Genomic DNA, 18691 nt, shown 5'->3' on the forward strand with positions numbered 1-18691 from the left:
ATTTGAAGGCAGACCCTCGGAGATCCCGGGGGAGACCGATCAACTGGAGTGTGACGGTAATGGTCGGATCGACGCAGTCTGATTTTGCGGACACCCCGTCCGAGGATCTACCGGCATCTGTGAAAGCCCTGCTGGGAGAAGCAATCAGTGGGTACTTTCACGGACCGGGCACCCGTCGGCAGAAGACCTGGGAAGAGCTGGGATCGGCACAACGATCCCAGCTCTTCCGGCATCTGGGGCTGGGGCACATCAGGTCACCGGGCACAGCGGTCATCGACATCGACCACGACGGCGGGTCGGTGTTGATCGCAATGGTTGCCGACGACATGCCGCTGCTGGTCGAGTCGGTGGTGGCCGGTATCGAGGCGGCCGATCTGATGGTCGTCCGCATCGATCACCCAATTCTTCCGGTTGTCCGTGACGAGGACGGTGTGTTGCTGGAAGTCGACGGGTCCGAGGCTTCCGGCGACGTCGCCGGCCGTGGCCGGATCACCGAGTCGTGGATCTACGTCGAGGCGACGCCGACCACGTCGACGATCGATCTCGAACGAGTGCGGGCAGAGCTGGACACGGTCGTCGGCCGGATCCGCGACGTCAATCGCGATCGAGCCGCCATGATCGGTCTGATCGGGCGCCTTGCCGACGTATTCGGTTCGTATACGACCGCAGACGTGCCGGACGGTATCGACCGCGCGACGGCATCGGACCATGCCCAGATGCTCGGTTGGCTCGCCGAGCAACATTTTTCGGCTTACGGCTACGTGCACTGCGTAGGAACTGCCGGCGACCGGACTACCGAACCCGAGACGGGTTTGGGCATCTGGCGGGGCGATACCTCGGCGCACAGAATCGATCCCGGCGCCGGTCCGGTGACGGTGCAACAGCTCTACCTTCCGACGCGTATCCAGCGATCGAACTTTCCCACCCTGATCACGGTCGCCGACTACGACACCGATGGCACCCGAAAAGGGGATCACGTTTTCGTCGGGACCTTCACGTCGACGGCGCTGCACGAGAACGTCCTGGCGATCCCGGTGATCGACTCCAAGGTCGGCGACGTGCTGGCCAAGGCAAAGTTCGATCCCAGCTCTTTCAACGGCATGGCAATGCTCGAGCTGATGCAGACCCTGCCACGCACCGAACTGTTCTCGATGTCTGCCGATGAACTCGCCCGGACGCTGTCGGCGGTCCTCGAGGCCGTACCGAATCGACAGATACGGGTTTTCCTGCGCCCTGATCCCGCGGGCGAGATCGTTTCTGCGCTGGTTTATCTGCCACGAGACCGCTACACCACCCGGCTGCGCGAGACATTGCAGAAACTGCTGCTCGACGAACTCGGAGGCGGGCATCTGGAATACACCGCTCGGGTCAGTGAATCCGCATTGGCACAGTTGCACGTGGTGATGCGGGTCCGAGCGCGGGATTGCCGTGCACTCGGCAGCCTCGCGGTGGGCACGCCGGAACAGATTGCGTTGCAGGACAAGATGGTCGAGGCGGCGCGTGGCTGGGACGAATTGCTACGTGAAGTTGCCGCTGGCGATGCCGGGGATCTCGACGAGATCGCGTTCTACGCCGCGACCTTGCCCGACAGTTACAAAGACGTGCGGAGCCCGGCGGAGGCCTACGTCGACATCGCGATAGTCGACTCCCTCGGAGATGGCGACTTCTACGTTCGGCTGTACCGGCCTGCCGATGATGCCGAGCGCAGTGGTCAGGACTGGCGTTTCGCGTTCTATCTGTGCGGACGCCCGGCGACCTTGACGGAGATCCTTCCGGTCTTGCACAGCCTGGGCGTCAACGTCCTCGACGAACGTCCTCTCGAGATCGAGCGCCAGGACGGTCATCGTTGTTTCGTGTACGAGTTCGGGCTCTCACTGGCCGACGGGATGACGGTTGACGAGCAGAATGTCGCCGACGTCGAACATCGTTTCACCGAGGCGTTCTCGCAGATCTGGCGTGGCGACGCCGCGGTCGACAACTTCAACGAACTGATCTTCCGATGTGGTCTGACGTGGCACGAGGTGGCCATGCTGCGCGCCTACGCCCGCTATCTGCGCCAATGTGGGAGTTCTTACAGCACAACACATGTGGCTTCGGTGCTCGGAAGCAACGCAGTGGTCACGAAGTCGCTGGTTGAACTCTTTCGGGCCTCCTTCGATCCGGAGAGCGCCGACGAAAACCGTCGCAACGAGGTCCTCGAACGCCTATCCGTGGCGATCGGTGACATCATCAGCATGGATGTCGACCGGATCGTCAATGCTTATGTCTCCGCACTGTCGGCCACTGTGCGCACCAACTACTTCGGCACCGACCAAGCCGGATTGCAGCACCAGACCCTCAGTTTCAAACTCCGGCCGCGCGAGATTCCCCAAACCCCTTTGCCCAGGCCGTTGTTCGAGATCTATGTGTACTCGCCGCGCGTCGAAGGCGTGCACCTGAGATTCGGATCCGTTGCGCGCGGTGGTCTGCGCTGGTCCGATCGGCAGGAGGATTTCCGCACCGAGGTCCTGGGTCTGGTCAAGGCGCAGGCAGTCAAGAATGCGGTGATCGTGCCGGTCGGGTCCAAAGGTGGATTCGTGGTCAGGCGTCCTCCGCTGCCGACCGGAGACGCCGCTGCCGACCGAGAGGCGGTCCGCAACGAAGGCATCGAATGTTATCGGCGATTCATCGCCGGACTGCTCGATGTCACCGACAACATCGATGCGAAGTCGGGAGACATCGTCGGGCCTCCCGAGGTGGTCCGACGCGACAGCGACGACCCGTACCTGGTGGTGGCCGCAGACAAGGGGACTGCCTCGTTCTCCGATATCGCCAATGATGTTGCCGGGCAGTACCAGTTCTGGCTTGGCGATGCATTTGCCTCGGGTGGTTCGGCCGGATACGACCACAAGGCCATGGGAATCACCGCGCGGGGTGCCTGGGAAGCGGTGAAACGGCATTTCCGGGAGATGGGTTCCGATACGCAGACCGTCGATTTCACCGTGGTCGGAATCGGCGACATGAGCGGCGATGTGTTCGGCAACGGCATGCTGTTGTCCGAGCACATCAGCCTTGTCGCCGCATTTGATCACCGGCACGTGTTCATCGATCCGGACCCCGACACCGCGGCGTCCTTCGTCGAACGACGACGTCTGTTCGACCTGCCGCGATCCTCGTGGGCCGACTACCGCACGGACCTGATCAGCGAAGGCGGCGGAGTGTGGGCGCGCGATCAGAAGTCGATACCGATCAGCCCGCAGATCGCCGACGCGCTGGGACTGGCTGAAGAAGTCACGGCGCTGTCCCCGCCAGAACTCATCCGGGCGATCCTGCTCGCACCTGTTGACCTGCTGTGGAACGGTGGCATCGGGACCTATGTGAAGGCCAGCACCCAGTCCCACGCACAAGTGGGCGACAAGGCCAACGACACCATCCGGGTCAACGGAAACGAGTTGCGCGCCAAGGTCGTCGGGGAAGGCGGCAACCTCGGGCTGACGGAACTCGGGCGTATCGAGTTCGCACTCGGCGGTGGCCGGGTCAACACCGACGCGATGGACAACTCTGCCGGTGTCGACTGTTCCGACCATGAGGTCAACATCAAGATCCTGCTCGATTCCCAGGTCTCGACGGGCGAACTGCCTGCTGCCCAGCGAAACCCACTGCTCGAGTCGATGACGACCGAGGTGGGGGATCTGGTGTTGGCCGACAACGTCTCGCAGAACGCCGAACTCGGTACCAGCCGGGCCAGTGCCGACGAGACGGCAGAGGTCTACCGGCGGTTGCTCAAGGAGATGGCGGGGCGCGGCGTCGACCTGCGATTGGAGGCGCTGCCCCGTCCGGACGAATTGGCCAAACGCGGAAATGCCACCGGCCGTCACGGTTTGACCTCGCCCGAACTGGCCACCGTGATGGCCCACGTCAAGCTCCTGCTGAAGGCCGACATGCTCGCGGGCGAACTGCCCGACAACGATGTGTTCTCGTCACGCCTGAGCGCCTACTTCCCGGCCGCGTTGCGGGAACGCTTCGCCGAGGGGATCGCGACCCATCAGCTGCGCCGAGAGATCGTTACCACCACGGTGGTGAACGATCTGGTGGACAACGGCGGCATCACGCACGTCTTCCGCCTCTGCGAGGGCAGCGGCGGCGAGCCGGTCGACGTGGTGCGGTCCTATCAGGTGGTGACCGAGGTCTTCGGCTTGCACGCACTGTGGTGGGCGATCGCCGCGGCCCCGTGTCCGGTACCGGCCACCGACGCGATGATCGTCTACACCCGCCGGCTGTTGTTCCGGGCGTCCCGGTGGATGATCGCCGGGCGGCCACAACCGTTGGCGATGGCCGCTGAGGTCACCCGATACGGCGAACTGGTCGCCGAGCTGTCACCGCGTGTGCCCGGTTGGCTACGTGGTGCGTCGGCGAGCATTGTCGACGATCACGCCGCACGCCTGGTCGGTGACGGTGTCCCCGAGGATGTCGCGCAGGCCGTCGCACTGAGCCTTCACCGGTTCTGCCTCCTCGACATCATCGATGCCGCCGAGATCTCCGACCGCGACCCGGTGGAGGTCGGCGACCTGTACTTCGCGCTGATGGACCACCTCGGGGTGGAGGAACTGCTCAGCGCGGTCTCCGATCTCGACCGCATCGACCGTTGGCACTCGTTGGCGCGCCTGGCATTGCGCGACGATCTGCACCAGGCGCTGCGATCGCTGTGTCTGGTGATTCTGGACGCCGGTGAGCCCGATGAATCGGCGGACGAGAAGATAGCCGAGTGGGAACTGCACAACACCTCGAGGCTGTCCAGGGTCCGCGCGACACTCTCAGACATCTCTGAGAGTGGAAACCTCGATCTGGCAACCCTGTCGGTCGCAGCTCGACAATTGAGGAGCATCATCCGCTGATGGCCGATTTGACACTGTCCGCCCGTGACCGGATTGATCTCGCGGCTTTTGCCGGCCGCGCCCTGCGAGCAGACGACGTCGCCGTGATCCGGATCAAACGGCGTGGGGATGGTTTGCTCGGCGTCTGGGTCAACACCGGATTCGATGTCCTGGCCAGCCGTGTTGTGGCCGGTTCGATGTCCGGTGACGACGTGGTGTGTGGGGCGTCCGAGCTGCGAAATGTGTTGCGGGCGACCAAAGACGACCCTGCGGTGACGACCGTCGACACCGGGTTCGCCCTCGACAGCGCCTGGCGCGGTGCGTTGCCTTCCACCGACGGATTCACCCACATCGACGACATACCTGCGCGGGTGCTGGTGCAACTGTCCCGGACCGGAGCCGAGGTCGCGCGCACACAGGGCAGCGGCCACGGACCGCCGACCTCGCTGCTCGATCAGCAGGTGGTCGACGTGTCGTCGGAGTCATCAGATCAGGTCGTCGGGGTGTCGATGCGATCGGTTTTTGCGCTGACGGCCATGGGCTTCGTGCGACAGGCCGACAACCGCGATGTCACCGAGACATCGCCCATCGAAGACATCGACGACGCGGAAATGGTCCGGGTCCGGACCACCGCCGTGTGGGCACGACTCGACGCCAGATTCGGATCGGTCCATCAGCGCCGAACCATGCCTTTGGGGCTGTCGGTCAACTAGCGGTGCCCGGCCGCGCGGGCGGCCGGGCCGTCAGTGTGGTCAGACGAGCCAGGCCGCCGCATTGGGTGGGAGTTGGCCATCGACCAGCGGCGCGCTGGAGAGAAGCACCTCACCCGGAGGCAACCCGATCGGTTCCTCGCCTGCGTTGAGGGCACAGACCAACCTGCCGAGCGATCGGCGGAATGCCAGGCATCCGGTCGGGGCGCCGTACCACTCGATGGCCTCCCCGGCGAACTCCGGACGAGTCTTGCGGAACTCGATCGCCTGCCGATACAGCGACAGCGTCGAGGTCAGGTCTTCGAGTTGGTTCTCGACGGTCAGCGCCGCCCACTCCGCGGGTATCGGCAACCACGTGTCCGGGTTGCTCGAGAACGCGAACGGGGGAGCAGTGCCCTCCCAGGGCAGCGGTACGCGGCAGCCATCGCGGCCGCGTTCGGTGTGTCCCGACCGCTCCCAGACCGGATCCTGCAGCACCTCGTCAGGCAGGTCGACATTGGGCAGTCCGAGTTCGGCACCGTTGTAGATGAACACCGCGCCGGGTAGAGCGAGTTCGACCAGGATCATCGCCCGGGCGCGGTCGATACCGGCCTGCGGTGAGTCGTCGGACGCGTAGCGGGTGACCTCGCGCTCGACGTCGTGGTTCGAGAGCGTCCAGGTCGGGGTGCCCGAGACGTACGCGACTGCCTCCAGCGAATGCTCGATCGCAGCGCGGACAGCTTCGGACTCGAAGGGAATCTTGGCGAGTCGGAAATTGAATCCCAGGTGGAGTTCGTCGGGGCGCACGTATTCGGCGAAGCGTTCGTTGTCCTGCACCCAGATCTCGCCGACGGTCATCGCGTCGGGGTAGTCGTCGAGCACCGCACGGATCTGACGATGGATGTCGTGGACACCCGGGTTGTTGAACCGCGGATCGTCATCGGCGTTGCTGAGCAGGCCGACGTCCTCGAGATCCATGTCGGGTAGCCCTTCGGGCTTGGCCATTCCGTGGGCGACGTCGATCCGGAATCCGTCGACACCGCGGTCGAGCCAGAACCTCAAAGTCTTCTCGAGGTCGGCGAAGACCTCGGGATTCTCCCAGTTCAGGTCCGGCTGTTCGGGGGCGAAGATGTGCAGAAACCACTGGCCCGGTTCACCATTCGGTTCGGTGACCCTGGTCCAGGCCGGACCGCCGAAGACACTGCTCCAGTTGTTGGGCGGTTCGCTGCCGTCCTCTCCGCGCCCGTCGCGGAAGATGTATCGCTCGCGGGCCGCGCTGCCGGGCTCAGAGGCGAGTGCCTCGATGAACCAGGCGTGCTGATCGCTGGTGTGGTTGGGGACAAGGTCCATGGTGACTTTGATGTTGCGTTCGTGAGCTTCGCGGATGAGGTTGTCCAACGCCTCGAGACCGCCGAACAGTTCATCGATGTCGCGTGGGTCCGAGACGTCGTACCCGTGGTCGGCCATCGGGGACTTCATCACCGGGCTGAGCCAGATGGCATCGACACCGATCAGTTCCAGGTAGCCCAGCTTGTCGATCACGCCGGGGATGTCACCGACGCCGTCGCCGTTGTCGTCGGAGAAGGAGCGGGGGTAGATCTGATAGAAGATCGCGTTCTGCCACCACCGGGGAAATCCGGGGTCGGCCGGCGTGTGATCTTCAGCCGAAGCATTGCTCGCGGCCTCGGAAAGATCTTTTGTCTCGTCACTCACGTGATTTATCTTGCCTCACGACCTACCGAACGTCACGGTCACGTCGCCGTGGCAGGTCTCGGCGTCATATCGGGGAGTTCATCATCGAGTCGGCCGCCATCTCGACGTAGTCGGTCAAGGCCTGTCGATGGCTGTCGTCCAGACGCGCCGAGTCGATCGACCCGATCGCGATGTACATGCACCGCAGCCACGCCGCCTTCTCGATGGGACCGATCCGGAAGGGGTTGTGCCGCATCCGCAGTCTCGGGTGGCCGCGTTCATCCGAATACGTCCGAGGTCCTCCCCAGTACTGCACCAGGAACATGCGCATACGTCGCTCGGCAGGAGCGAGGTCTTCCTCGGGGTAGAGCGGTCGCAGGATCTCGTCCTTCGCGACTTCCTCGTAGAAACGGCCAGTGAGGTCGGCAAAGGTCTGTTCGCCGCCCACTGCCTCGTAAAACGTCTGCGGAGAAGTAGTCACGGCCCCATTCTTCCACCCGGTGAGCACATCGGCGTTGGCGCCGCCCGTCCGCAGGTTCGGGCCCGGACATCCAGTGTTCACACAGCTGACCGCGGGCGACCTGCAATTTGCCTCGCATTTGTTCGGCATCCGTGTTGAACTGAATCGTTCCCATCGAGGTCGGTTGTTTGGCCGGGAGGTTAGATGTCGCGGACGAAGGTGCAGCGTAAGAAGGGTCACGCGGGGTATGACCGCGGCTCGACCACAACTGATGGACGCGTGAGATCGCGCGGTGAGGCAAGCGTGTCCACGCTGGACACCGGACCCCGCTCCGTCGACGCGATCGGTGTGCCGCCAGGGGGCGGAACAAATTCGCGCTGGGGCAAGCACCGCGTGCTGCTCCTGAATGCGACCTACGAGCCACTTGCCGCGATCTCGATACGCAGGGCAATTGTGTTGGTGCTCCGTGAGCGGGCCGATGTCATCCACGAGGACGGCGCCGGCCCGCTCATTCATTCGGCGGAGATGGCGATAGCCGTGCCGTCGGTGATCAGGCTGCGGACGTACGTGCGGGTTCCGTATCGCGCGGTCATCCCCATGACGAGGGCCGCACTGATGCAGCGCGACCGTACGCGCTGCGGTTACTGCGGTGGCAAAGCCGACACGATCGACCATGTGGTGCCGCGCAGTCGCGGCGGAACCCACACCTGGGACAACTGCGTTGCCTGCTGCGCGTCCTGCAACCACAAGAAAGCCGACCGCCTGCTCTCGGAGCTCGGCTGGACACTCAAGGTCACGCTGACCGCGCCGAAGGGGCGGCACTGGCGACTGCTGGCGACGGTGAAGGATTTCGATCCGTCGTGGTCGAGGTATCTGGATGTGGGTGCGGCCTGAGCCGGATCTGTGCGGCATCGGAGTACCGTCTTCCGACGCGCCGGGCGACCTCGGCGAAGCAACCGCCGGTGCCGTCGGCTAAGTTTTGACACAAGAGTCGAGCGGTTCTGAAGGGCGGAACGATGGAAGACCTGATTGTGGCGGTCGGCATGCCGACCATCATCATCACTATCATTTCTGTGGTGATGGTTGTTGGAGCGTTGGTGTTCACCAACGGTGTCAAGTACCCGAAGGTGAAGTTCTACACAATCGACCAGAAGTGGGAGCACGGACCGTTGCTGCTCAGCGCAACTGAGGCAGCACCTGTGGCCCCGCTGTATCACGGGCATGGCACGGACGATTTGATCGGAGGCTCGGCAAGTGGCAAGTGGTGATGTGGTCAAGTCAACTGTCGATCCCGAATCGCTCCCCATGGGCTCGGCCCTGACCCTCAGTGGTCGGGTCTCAGCAGCTCGTTTCCCGACGGACGTGCCTTCCACGCCGCCGTTCAAGACCGACGAACTGGTGGCACTGGACGAGGCGTTGTTCGATGCAACCGATGAGACGGCCATCCGTTTCTCGGTGTACATCGGAGACCTGGGCGACGACGCTGTCGCGGGCGCCGCGGCGATCCTGCCGAACGCGCCTGAGCCTGAGCACGCCGCACTGATCGCGGTCTCGCCGAACACCAAGGACGTCGTGGTCGTCTCCGGCAAAGAGGTTGCCGCACGCCTCAACGATCGGGTGGCCCAGCTCGGGGTCACCGCAGCAATCGCGGGCATCCGGTCCGGTGACCTCGTCGACGGACTGATCTCCGCGATCCGGGTCATGGCCGCGGCAGTCACGGTTCGCTGACCCGAATCTGAACAAACACGCCTGAACCAACAAAGGGGCGGGACAACCTTTCGGTTGTCCCGCCCTTTTGTGTTCGTGTCTAGCTCTTGTCGAAGGTGCGGGCCCGCAGCGTCCGCGCCACGGTGTCGCGGCCTTCGGAGATCAACCGGCGCAGTGCAGGCGGATGATCTCCGGCCAGCAGTTCGTCGGCCAGGGCCAGAGCGTCCTCGTCGACTGCCCAGTTCGGATACAGCCCGACCACCACGGTCTGGGCGACCTCGCTCGAACGACGTTCCCACACCTGCGGGGCGATCTCGAAGTACTTCGCGGTGTAGGGCGCCAGGAGTGCACTCTGACCTGGTCGGGCGAAGCCGGCGATGATCGAGCGTCCCAGAGTGTTCGACAGGGTGTCATCTTCGGTTGCCTGGGCCCAGGCGTCTGCCTTTGCCTCCGCCAGCGGACGTGATGCCCGTGCCTTGGCGGCCTGCCTGCTGCCCGCGGAGGTGTTGTCGCGGGCGAGTTCGGCGTCGATCACCGGGCTGGAGGCCGGGTCGGTGTCGATGGCACCGGCGGTCGCCAGAGCCTGCACGATCGACCACCGCAGGTCGGTGTCGACCGTCAGTCCGGCCAGACCCTGGTCGGCGGGATCGGAATCGAGCAGTGCGCGAACAACACTGGTCTGCTGCGGGGCGAGTACGCCGGAGAGCAGAGTGTTGACAAAGGCGAGCTGATGATCGGAGCCGGGCTGCGCCGCCCGGGCGAGCTCGAGCAAGCGGGCACTGAAACGCGGCCACCCCACTTTGGTTGCCCACTCCGGATCGGCGTAGCCGTCGATTGCGGTCTGAGCCTGCATAAGGACTCGCTGGACGACACCGATCTCGGTTTCGGTACCGATACCCTGCTCCACCAATGCGGCGAACTCACGGGCGCGCATCTCGGCCTGCCGGGTCATCTCCCAGGCAGCCGACCACACCAGGGTGCGGGGCATGGGCTCGCTGATGTCGGCGAGCCGAGTGGTTGCCGTGGCCAGCGAATCGGGGTCCAGGCGGACCGAGCAGTACGTCAGGTCGTCATCGTTCAGCAGGATCAGCTGACCCCGATCGACCCCGACCAACTCGGAAACCGCGGTACGTTCACCGGTGACATCGAGCTCAACTCGTTTGGTGCGGACCAGCTTTCCGTCCACATCGTCGTAGACGCCGACTGCGAGGCGGTGGGTACGGGTCTCGCCCGCCCCGGGTGCCGCACCATCCTGCAGGATGTCGAAGCGGGTGAAAGCGCCGGATTCGTCGAGGTCGAAATCCGGCCGGATGACGTTGATACCGGTGGTCTTGAGCCACTGAGAACCCCAGTCCGACAGGTCGCGGCCCGAAGACTTCTCGAGAGCACCCAGGAGATCGGCGAAGGTGGCGTTGCCGAACTTGTGCGCCTGGAAGTAGTCACGCAATCCGGACAAGAACTCCTCGAGGCCGACGTATGCAACCAGCTGCTTGAGTACCGAAGCGCCCTTGGCATAGGTGATCCCGTCGAAGTTGACCTCCACGGCCGCGATGTCGGGGATGTCGGCCGCCACCGGGTGGGTGGACGGGAGTTGATCCTGCCGATATGCCCAGGACTTCTCGACATTGGCGAATGTCGTCCAGGCGTTCTTGTATTCGGTGGCCTCCGACTGGCACAGCACCGAGGCGAACGTGGCGAAGGACTCGTTGAGCCACAGGTCATCCCACCACTGCATGGTGACGAGGTCGCCGAACCACATGTGCGCCATCTCGTGCAGCACGGTTTCGGCACGGCGTTCGTACAGGTACTTGGTGACCTTGGACCGGAAGACGTAGTCCTCGAGGAACGTCACCGCACCCGCGTTCTCCATGGCACCGGCATTGAACTCAGGGACGAAGAGCTGGTCGTACTTGCCGAACGCGTACGGGATGCCAAAGTTCTTGTGGTAGAACTCGAAACCCTGCTTGGTCTCGGTGAACAGCCGATCATCGTCCATGAACTCGGCAAGTGACGAGCGGCAGAAGATGCCGAGGTCGATGGTGCCGTGCTCGTCGGTGTAGCTGTCGGTCCAGACCGCGTAGGGGCCCGCGATCAACGCCACCAGATAGGTACTCAGCAACGGGGTGGTGGCGAAAGTGTGCTTGCCGGGGGCGGTTTCGGTGCCGGCGCCGTTGGAGATCACCTTCCAGTCCGTCGGTGCGGTGACGGTGACGTCGAAGGTGGCTTTCATGTCCGGCTGATCGAAACAGGCGAACATCCTTTTTGCGTCGGCCGTTTCGAACTGTGAGTACAGGTAGACCGCATCGTCGGTGGGGTCGACAAAGCGATGAAGGCCCTCGCCGGTGTGCGAATAGATGCAGTCGGCGACCACCTCGAGGGTGTTGTCGTCGGCCAGGTCGGTCAGCGCCAGGCCGTCCTCTTCGGTGTAACCCGAGATGTCCACGGGTGAACCGTTGAGGGTGGCGCTGTGAAGCGTCTGCGCGATCAGATCGACAAACGATGAGGAACCGGCCGTGGCGGTGAAGGTGATGGTCACCGCCGACCGGAACGTCTTCTCGCCGGGTTTGCCCGAACCGTCGGTGAGGTCGAGATCGATCGCATAGTTGGAGACCGAGATGTTCGCCGAGCGTTGGCCCGCCAGATCTCGGGTCAAATTTGGTGCCGCCACGTTGCCTCGCTTCAGGAGAGATTTTGCCGGTTGCTACACAACTACCGTATTGCGTGGACAGTTGCGTTGGTTCGGTGCGGGAGGGAATGCGAACCGGCGCGAGTTGTTGAATCATGCAATGGTTCCACCGGCACCATGCCCACGTTCTACTGCTGAAGGAGTTCTCCAACTCATGACCGCCTCGACTGACCGCGTTGACTTCTGGTTCGACCCGCTGTGCCCGTGGTGCTGGATCACCTCCCGCTGGATTCTGGAGGTCGAGAAGGTGCGCGACATCGAGACGAACTTCCACATCATGAGCTTGGCCGTGCTCAACGAGGGCAAGGACGTCCCCGAGGAGTACCGCGAAGGCCTCAAGGAGGCCTGGCGCCCGGTTCGCGTGATCGCCGCCGCGCAGGCCGAACATGGCGATGAAATCCTGTCCCCGCTGTACACCGCGATGGGAACGCTCATCCACAACAAGGGCATCAAGGACTTCGGCGAGGTCATCCCGCTGGCTCTGAAAGAGGTGGGACTGTCCGCCGAGTTGGCCAAGGCCGCCGACGAAACCACCTTCGACGATGCGATCCGCAAGAGCCATCACGCCGGTATGGACAAGGTCGGCGATGACGTCGGCACCCCCACGATCCACATCAACGACGTGGCCTTCTTCGGACCGGTCCTGTCCCGGATCCCGCGCGGTGAGGTGGCCGGAAAGGTGTGGGACGGCGCATTGGCACTGTCGAGCTACCCGCACTTCTTCGAACTCAAGCGGTCTCGCAACGAGGACCCGCAGTTCGACTGACCAGGTAGTTCAACCGAGGTCAGTACTCGGGTTCGGTCTCCTCGCGCTTGCGGTCGGCCTGATCTTTGGTCAGGTCGACCGGTGGCGCCGGTGGAATCGAAGAAACCGGCACCATCCCGGTCGGCGGCATCGACATCGGACCGGTCGGCAGCACCAGCTGGACGTGGCCGCTACCGATTCCGCGAACGATCTGGCGCGGCCGGAAGAACATCCTTCCCGGCCCGGATCGGTCGCGCAGGGCCGCGGCTCGCCAGGTCAGCACCGGATGGGTCGACTGCAGGTTGGTCAGCCAGGTGAAGAAGCCCTTCTCCAGCGTTGCCCGATCTGCGAATTCGTCGAAACTGACCGAGGTCAGCATGTATTTGCCTGCGGCCAAAACCCCGATGGCGCCGGGTGATCCGGATGGCTGGTTGTAGTAGCCGTGATTGTCGGCGGTGTACTCCATCGACCGCGACAGTGCCTGGCCGAGCACGGGTAGGTTCAGGCCGATGATCGAACCGAGCTGACGCCAGTACGAGACGTGCCCGGCAGCGATGTGCCCGACTTCGTGTCCGATGATGAACCGCAACGCTTCTGGACTGCGGGCGTGCCCGCCGATTTCGAAAAGGTCCGAATAGACGACGACAAAACGGCGGAATCCGTGGCCGGACGCAAACGCGTTGATCGTGCCGTTGCCGAGAACCACGTAGGCGTCCGGGACGTATTCGAGCCCGAATCTGCGGGCCGATTCGACCACCATCTGATAGCCCTCGGGGAACTGGGTCGGGCTCATCTTGACCCCGTTGACACGCGGCAGCGCGTAGGTCAGGCCACGGATCAGGTACAGCAGCAGCGGTGCGAGCAGGATCAGCAGGAACCAGGTGTTCAGGGAACCCAGTGCCACCAGGACCACAACCACGACGTAGCCGCCGAGTCCGACAACAAGAACCAGGACCAGGATCGGGATCTCCCACGGATGCCGTCGCGGGCGTCCGGCGAACGGTGCCGGGGTAAGCCAATGTGAGGCCGCTGCGGGCGGAGGGGAGTCGGGATACACCCTGATCAATCTAGTGCTGCCGAGCCGCAAAATGCCCTGCCCTTGGCCGGGCATTTCCGGTCGGTGCCCGGCGCGCCACGGCACTCTGTCAGACTGGTGGTATGCGCGTGTACCTAGGTGGCGACCATGCCGGATTCGAACTCAAAGCCCAGATTGCCGAACATCTGACCTCTGCGGGTCACGAGGTGATCGATTGCGGAGCGCACGAATACGACGCTCTCGATGACTACCCCGCCTTCTGCGTCGATGCCGCGCTGCGGACCGTCGCCGACGAAGGCAGCCTGGGGATCGTCCTCGGTGGCAGCGGAAACGGCGAACAGATCGCCGCGAACAAGGTCCCCGGAGCTCGCTGCGCACTGGCGTGGAGCGTCGAGACCGCGCAGTTGGCGCGTCAGCACAACAAAGCCCAGCTCATCGGAATCGGTGGCCGCATGCACAGCCAGGCCGAGGCGCTGGCGATCGTCGACGCGTTCATCAACACCGAGTGGTCGGGTGAAGAGCGCCATCAGCGCCGTATCGACATCCTCTCGGAATACGAGCGCACCGGCGTGCCGCCGCTGCTGCCGTAGCGCCGAGACTTCGAAACAAGCTGTGCCTGAAGGGCATACGCTTCACCGGCTGGCCCGGATCCACCATCGCGAGTTTGCCGGCCGACAGGTGGCGGTCAGCAGTCCGCAGGGACGCTTTGCCTCCGGGGCCTGCCGCATCGACGGGCAGACCTTCGTTCGCGCGGAGGCCTGGGGAAAGCATCTGATCCATCGTTACGGCAATGGCGAGATCGTCCACGTGCACCTGGGCCTCTACGGAGGATTCAGCGAAGGCCCGGCACCACTCCCCGAACCGGTCGGCCAGGTCCGGATGCGCATGGAATCCGACAACTACGGCGCCGACCTCCGGGGTCCGAGCGCCTGCGAGTTGTACACCCCGGCGGATCTGACGGCTCTCACCGCGCGGCTCGGTCCGGACCCGCTACGCAAGGACGCCGACCCCGAGCTCGCCTGGGCCGCGATAGCCCGATCCCGCAAGGCAATCGGTGCACTCCTGATGGACCAAAAGGTGCTGTGTGGCGTGGGCAATGTCTACCGCGCGGAGGTCCTGTTCCGGGCGTCGATCAATCCGCACCGCCCCGGAACCGGGATCGACCGTTCCGAATGGGACGGATTGTGGTCGGATCTGGTGGGGCTGATGGCAATCGGTGTGCGGCGCGGCAAGATGCACGTCGTCCGACCCGACGATGACCACGGGGCTCCGGCGTACGGTCCGGGTCGGCCGCGTACCTATGTCTACCGCCGCACCGGTGAACCCTGCCGAATCTGCGGGACACCGATCCTGATGGGGGAGATGGTGGCCCGCAAGGTCTACTGGTGCCCGACCTGTCAGGCCGACTGAAAGCCGAATTCTCGGCAATCGCAGTGTGACCGCCTAAGCAAGCCCTCAGGTTTCATCGGCATGATGGACGTATGGCAGTTGTGACGGTGCTCTTCGTGGGAGGAACCGGCGAATCGTACCCGGATGACAGCCGACACCGGGTCGGAGGTCTCCTCTCGGAGGTGGCAGGCCGACTCGACGAACGATTCGACTGCCGGTGGGTCGGATACCCGGCAAGCTATGGCCCGGTGCCGGATCTGGCCGGTATGAGTTACCTGGACAGCGTGCGCGAGGGTGTGGCAAATCTGCAGGCCCGGCTGGATGCGACCACCGGGCCGGTGATGCTCATCGGCTATTCGCAGGGCTCGGTGGTGATCCGAAACATGCTGGCGGGCTGCCAAAGTCACAGGACTGTGATGGCGGTCGGATTCGTGGCCGATCCGCACCAGCCGCCAGGGGTGGTCGCGGGCTGCGACGGCTTCGGACTTGCCGGCGAGGGCGCGGCGATACCGGGGGACATCCCGGTGATCTGGATCGCCGACCCCGCCGATGTGATCTGCAACGCCAGCGGTGACTCATTCCTGCGAGATTTCGCCGACCTGACCGCGGCGATGTCGATTCACGACGTGCGTGGCTGGTGTCGCCATCTCTGGCAAGTATTGAGGGGCAATGACTTCCAGAACGCGGCGCGGACATCGATCCATCCTCGGCAGTGGCGTAAAGACATACGGCGACTACGGGTCGCGGTGGTGGAGATCGCGGGGTACCTACCAGGCAAATTGATGTGGCGGGGTCTGCAGGTCGTGAACCGTCGCGGCGGACGGCACACCGCATATGACGCCGAACCACTTGCCGGGGGCGAGGCGTCCGGTTGCGAGGTACTGGCCCAGTGGTTGCAGGTGCAGGTGACATTTCTGCCCTTCGGCGGGGTCGATCGGCACGCTGCCTAGCCGGTATCCACTTGCCCGGTGGCAACAATTCACGCGCCTGAAATGTGAGACACCTGTATTTGGGTGACACTGAATCCCAGACTTGTCAACGCTGGGAGAAATGAACGTGGATCACTACGACCTGGTTGTCATCGGCTCCGGCCCCGCGGGGCAGAAGGCGGCGATTGCTGCTGCCAAGCTCGGCAAGAAAGCCGCGGTGGTCGAACGCCGGAACATGGTCGGTGGTGTGTGTATCAACACCGGCACCATTCCGTCGAAAACGCTGCGCGAGGCGGTCTTGTATCTGACCGGTCTGAATCAGCGGGAGTTGTACGGGCAGTCGTACCGTCTGAAGACGGACATCACCGTCGCTGATCTGTCCTCACGCACATCGCATGTGGTGGGGAAAGAGATCGACATCATCCAGAATCAGTTGTCCCGCAACCGGGTTGCGCTCCTGATCGGCAACGGCAGGTTTGTCGGACCCAATGAACTCATCGTCGAATCGGAGGGCGGTGACCGAAAGAACATCACGTTCGACTACGCGGTCATCGCCGTCGGTACCCGTCCGGCACGGCCCACCACCGTTGAGTTCGATGGCGCGACCATCGTCGATTCCGATCAGATCCTCGGGATCGACCGACTGCCACAGTCGATGGTGGTGGTGGGTGCAGGCGTCATCGGAATCGAGTACGCCTCGATGTTCGCGGCGCTGGGTACCAAGGTGACCGTGGTCGAGCAGCGGGAGAGCATGCTCGGCTTCGTCGACCGCGAAATCGTTGAGGCGCTGCAATACCAGTTGCGTGACCGAGGCGTCACCTTCCGGTTCGGGGAATCGGTGAAAATGGTCGAGAAGCACCCGTCGGGAACCGTCACCGTATTGGAATCGGGGAAGAAGATTCCTGCCGATACCGTGCTGTATTCGGCAGGACGCCAAGGTGTCACCGAGGAATTGGGTGTTGCCGCAGCCGGTTTGGAGGGTGACAACCGGGGTCGGCTCAAGGTTGATGACTGTTTCCGCACGGTGGTGCCGCACATCTACGCTGTCGGTGATGTCATCGGCTTCCCGGCATTGGCAGCGACCGCGATGGAACAGGGACGACGGGCCGCGTACGACGCTTTCGGCGAACCGGTCGGCGAATCCGACGCGTCCAAATATCCGATCGGCATCTATTCGATCCCGGAGATCAGCTTCGTCGGCAAGACCGAGGAAGAACTGACCGCGGAGAACGTGCCTTTTGAAGTGGGCGTTGCCCGCTACCGGGAACTGGCCAGAGGCGCGATCATGGGCGACGCCTACGGCATGCTCAAACTGCTCGTCGATGCGCACGACCGAAGCATCCTGGGAGTGCACGTATTCGGTTCCAACGCCGCGGAATTGGTCCATATCGGCCAGACGGTGATGGGTTGCGGGGGAACCGTCGACTACCTGGTCGACGCCGTGTTCAACTATCCGACCCTGGCCGAAGGCTACAAGGTGGCGGCACTGGACGCGGTGAACAAGATGCGGGCGATCGCCCGGGTCACCGGTGTCGGCAACGGTCACGACCTGGGTGCCGAATAACGCAGACATCAAAAAAACCCGGCGCCGAGAGTTGCTCTCGGCGCCGGGTTTTCGGATGTTTTCCGGAGGGTTAGCTACCCGGGATGTACTGCCCGCCGATGGTGCCCTGCACCACGATCGGGGTTCCTTCAGGGAAGTTCTCGTATACCCACTGGCCGTTCTCCGGGCTCACGTTGATGCAGCCATGGCTGACGTTGGTGTTGCCCTGCTGCTCCACCGACCACGGTGCGGCATGGATGAAGATTCCGTCCCAGGACATGCGGATCGCGTGTTCGACATAGGTGCGGTAACCGCCCGGGGCGTCGATCGGGACTCCGTACGTGGACGAATCCATGTACATGTCGCGGTACTTCTCTTTGGTGTAGTACGTGCCGTTGGGGGTCGGATGATCGTTCGAACCCATCGAGATCGGCATCTTGCGGACGATCTTGCCCTCGTGCCACACGGTCAATTCGTGGGTGGCGTCGTCGGCGAGGGCAACCCAGCCCGTGTCGGTCTTCACCGGGGGAGCGGGTTCGGCCGGCTTCGGCGGCTCCGGTGCGGGTTCTGGAGTGGTCTCCGGTGCCGGGGGTGTCGGGATGGTCAAGCCGGGGATCTGCGGTAGTGGCACGCCGGGTAGCCCTGGGATGGTGGGCGACGGTTGCGCCGAGACTGCAGTTGGAACTGCCAGGGCCATCACGACAACGCCGAGTCCGGCGGCCAGGAGGCGTTTGGCGGTGCGTCCGCGGGCGAACTTGCTGGTCGACACTATGTATAACCCTAACGTTGGGTGCAGGTTTATGCGCTCCCCGAAAGCGCGGATTCAATACTTGCATGTCGGTACCACGCCGCCAAACGTTACGAACCAGATTGGTGTCAGAGTTGCTGAAGTGACTGCTTTTATTCGACCATGGGCCTGAAAGTGATCTGGCTCACTCTATTTCGGCTGCGACTTCCGGGCT

At 63.6% G+C, this 18691-nt stretch carries 15 protein-coding genes; 10 read left to right on the forward strand and 5 right to left on the reverse strand.

The window, feature by feature from the left end; genetic code table 11:
* Window positions 1-59: 59 nt before the first annotated feature.
* Both AC1TQG_RS17105 and AC1TQG_RS17110 read left to right on the forward strand, forming a co-directional pair.
* Window positions 60-4874, forward strand: coding sequence for an NAD-glutamate dehydrogenase (locus tag AC1TQG_RS17105; RefSeq protein WP_482138894.1), 4815 nt, complete (start codon window positions 60-62; stop codon window positions 4872-4874).
* Complete coding sequence (locus tag AC1TQG_RS17110; protein ID WP_482138896.1) at window positions 4874-5566, forward strand: DUF8185 domain-containing protein; 693 nt, start codon at window positions 4874-4876, stop codon at window positions 5564-5566. Before AC1TQG_RS17105 ends, AC1TQG_RS17110 begins: the two co-directional genes overlap by 1 nt.
* A gap of 39 nt (window positions 5567-5605) precedes the next feature.
* Here the strand turns inward: AC1TQG_RS17110 and AC1TQG_RS17115 are convergent, their stop codons facing one another.
* Entirely contained in the window at window positions 5606-7255 is a 1650-nt protein-coding gene (locus tag AC1TQG_RS17115) for a glycoside hydrolase family 13 protein (RefSeq protein ID WP_482138898.1), read from the reverse strand.
* A gap of 64 nt (window positions 7256-7319) precedes the next feature.
* Window positions 7320-7715, reverse strand: coding sequence for a globin (locus AC1TQG_RS17120; protein WP_482138900.1), 396 nt, complete (start codon window positions 7713-7715; stop codon window positions 7320-7322).
* A gap of 183 nt (window positions 7716-7898) precedes the next feature.
* Between AC1TQG_RS17120 and AC1TQG_RS17125 the strand changes: the two genes are divergently transcribed.
* The 3 genes from AC1TQG_RS17125 (at window position 7899) to AC1TQG_RS17135 (ending at window position 9422) form a co-directional block, all read left to right on the forward strand.
* Window positions 7899-8588, forward strand: a complete 690-nt coding sequence (locus AC1TQG_RS17125; protein WP_482138901.1) for an HNH endonuclease — start codon at window positions 7899-7901, stop codon at window positions 8586-8588.
* 122 nt (window positions 8589-8710) lie between these two features.
* A complete protein-coding gene (gene ctaJ, locus AC1TQG_RS17130; RefSeq protein WP_482138903.1) occupies window positions 8711-8962 on the forward strand; it encodes an aa3-type cytochrome oxidase subunit CtaJ in 252 nt (83 codons plus the stop codon).
* A complete protein-coding gene (locus AC1TQG_RS17135; protein ID WP_482138905.1) occupies window positions 8949-9422 on the forward strand; it encodes a DUF5130 family protein in 474 nt (157 codons plus the stop codon). Before ctaJ ends, AC1TQG_RS17135 begins: the two co-directional genes overlap by 14 nt.
* Before the next feature lie 79 nt (window positions 9423-9501).
* On the opposite strand, the gene pepN is transcribed toward AC1TQG_RS17135, so the two are convergent.
* Window positions 9502-12069 carry an aminopeptidase N gene (gene pepN, locus AC1TQG_RS17140; protein ID WP_482138907.1) on the reverse strand — a complete coding sequence of 856 codons (2568 nt, stop codon included), beginning with the start codon at window positions 12067-12069 and terminating at the stop codon, window positions 9502-9504.
* A gap of 172 nt (window positions 12070-12241) precedes the next feature.
* On the opposite strand from pepN, the gene AC1TQG_RS17145 reads away from it, so the two are divergent.
* On the forward strand, window positions 12242-12853 hold the full coding sequence (locus AC1TQG_RS17145; protein WP_482138909.1) for a mycothiol-dependent nitroreductase Rv2466c family protein: 612 nt from the start codon (window positions 12242-12244) through the stop codon (window positions 12851-12853).
* A gap of 19 nt (window positions 12854-12872) precedes the next feature.
* Here AC1TQG_RS17145 and AC1TQG_RS17150 read toward each other — a convergent pair whose 3' ends face one another.
* Window positions 12873-13889: a M48 family metallopeptidase gene (locus tag AC1TQG_RS17150; RefSeq protein WP_482138911.1), complete on the reverse strand. Its 1017-nt coding sequence runs from the start codon at window positions 13887-13889 to the stop codon at window positions 12873-12875.
* A gap of 101 nt (window positions 13890-13990) precedes the next feature.
* Here AC1TQG_RS17150 and AC1TQG_RS17155 point away from each other — a divergent pair, with 101 nt between their 5' ends.
* The 4 genes from AC1TQG_RS17155 (at window position 13991) to sthA (ending at window position 17750) form a co-directional block, all read left to right on the forward strand.
* Window positions 13991-14458 carry a ribose-5-phosphate isomerase gene (locus AC1TQG_RS17155; protein WP_482138913.1) on the forward strand — a complete coding sequence of 156 codons (468 nt, stop codon included), beginning with the start codon at window positions 13991-13993 and terminating at the stop codon, window positions 14456-14458.
* Between the two features lie 22 nt (window positions 14459-14480).
* Window positions 14481-15278 carry an Fpg/Nei family DNA glycosylase gene (locus tag AC1TQG_RS17160; RefSeq protein ID WP_482138914.1) on the forward strand — a complete coding sequence of 266 codons (798 nt, stop codon included), beginning with the start codon at window positions 14481-14483 and terminating at the stop codon, window positions 15276-15278.
* Between the two features lie 71 nt (window positions 15279-15349).
* Window positions 15350-16207, forward strand: a complete 858-nt coding sequence (locus AC1TQG_RS17165; RefSeq protein ID WP_482138915.1) for a PE-PPE domain-containing protein — start codon at window positions 15350-15352, stop codon at window positions 16205-16207.
* Window positions 16208-16313: 106 nt separating this feature from the next.
* The gene (gene sthA / locus AC1TQG_RS17170; RefSeq protein WP_482139875.1) at window positions 16314-17750 is read left to right on the forward strand and encodes a Si-specific NAD(P)(+) transhydrogenase; all 1437 of its coding nucleotides are present in this window, start codon (window positions 16314-16316) and stop codon (window positions 17748-17750) included.
* A gap of 70 nt (window positions 17751-17820) precedes the next feature.
* Here the strand turns inward: sthA and AC1TQG_RS17175 are convergent, their stop codons facing one another.
* Complete coding sequence (locus AC1TQG_RS17175) at window positions 17821-18498, reverse strand: L,D-transpeptidase (RefSeq protein WP_482138917.1); 678 nt, start codon at window positions 18496-18498, stop codon at window positions 17821-17823.
* Window positions 18499-18691: the final 193 nt, after the last annotated feature.

The sequence above is a fragment of the Williamsia sp. Y844 genome, assembly GCF_056786475.1.

Coding starts and splice junctions, on each gene's coding strand:
- AC1TQG_RS17105 (WP_482138894.1), top strand. CDS start 60: ATGGTCGGATCGACGCAGTCTGATTTTGCGGACACCCCGTCCGAGGAT.
- AC1TQG_RS17110 (WP_482138896.1), top strand. CDS start 4,874: ATGGCCGATTTGACACTGTCCGCCCGTGACCGGATTGATCTCGCGGCT.
- AC1TQG_RS17125 (WP_482138901.1), top strand. CDS start 7,899: ATGTCGCGGACGAAGGTGCAGCGTAAGAAGGGTCACGCGGGGTATGAC.
- ctaJ (WP_482138903.1), top strand. CDS start 8,711: ATGGAAGACCTGATTGTGGCGGTCGGCATGCCGACCATCATCATCACT.
- AC1TQG_RS17145 (WP_482138909.1), top strand. CDS start 12,242: ATGACCGCCTCGACTGACCGCGTTGACTTCTGGTTCGACCCGCTGTGC.
- AC1TQG_RS17155 (WP_482138913.1), top strand. CDS start 13,991: ATGCGCGTGTACCTAGGTGGCGACCATGCCGGATTCGAACTCAAAGCC.
- AC1TQG_RS17165 (WP_482138915.1), top strand. CDS start 15,350: ATGGCAGTTGTGACGGTGCTCTTCGTGGGAGGAACCGGCGAATCGTAC.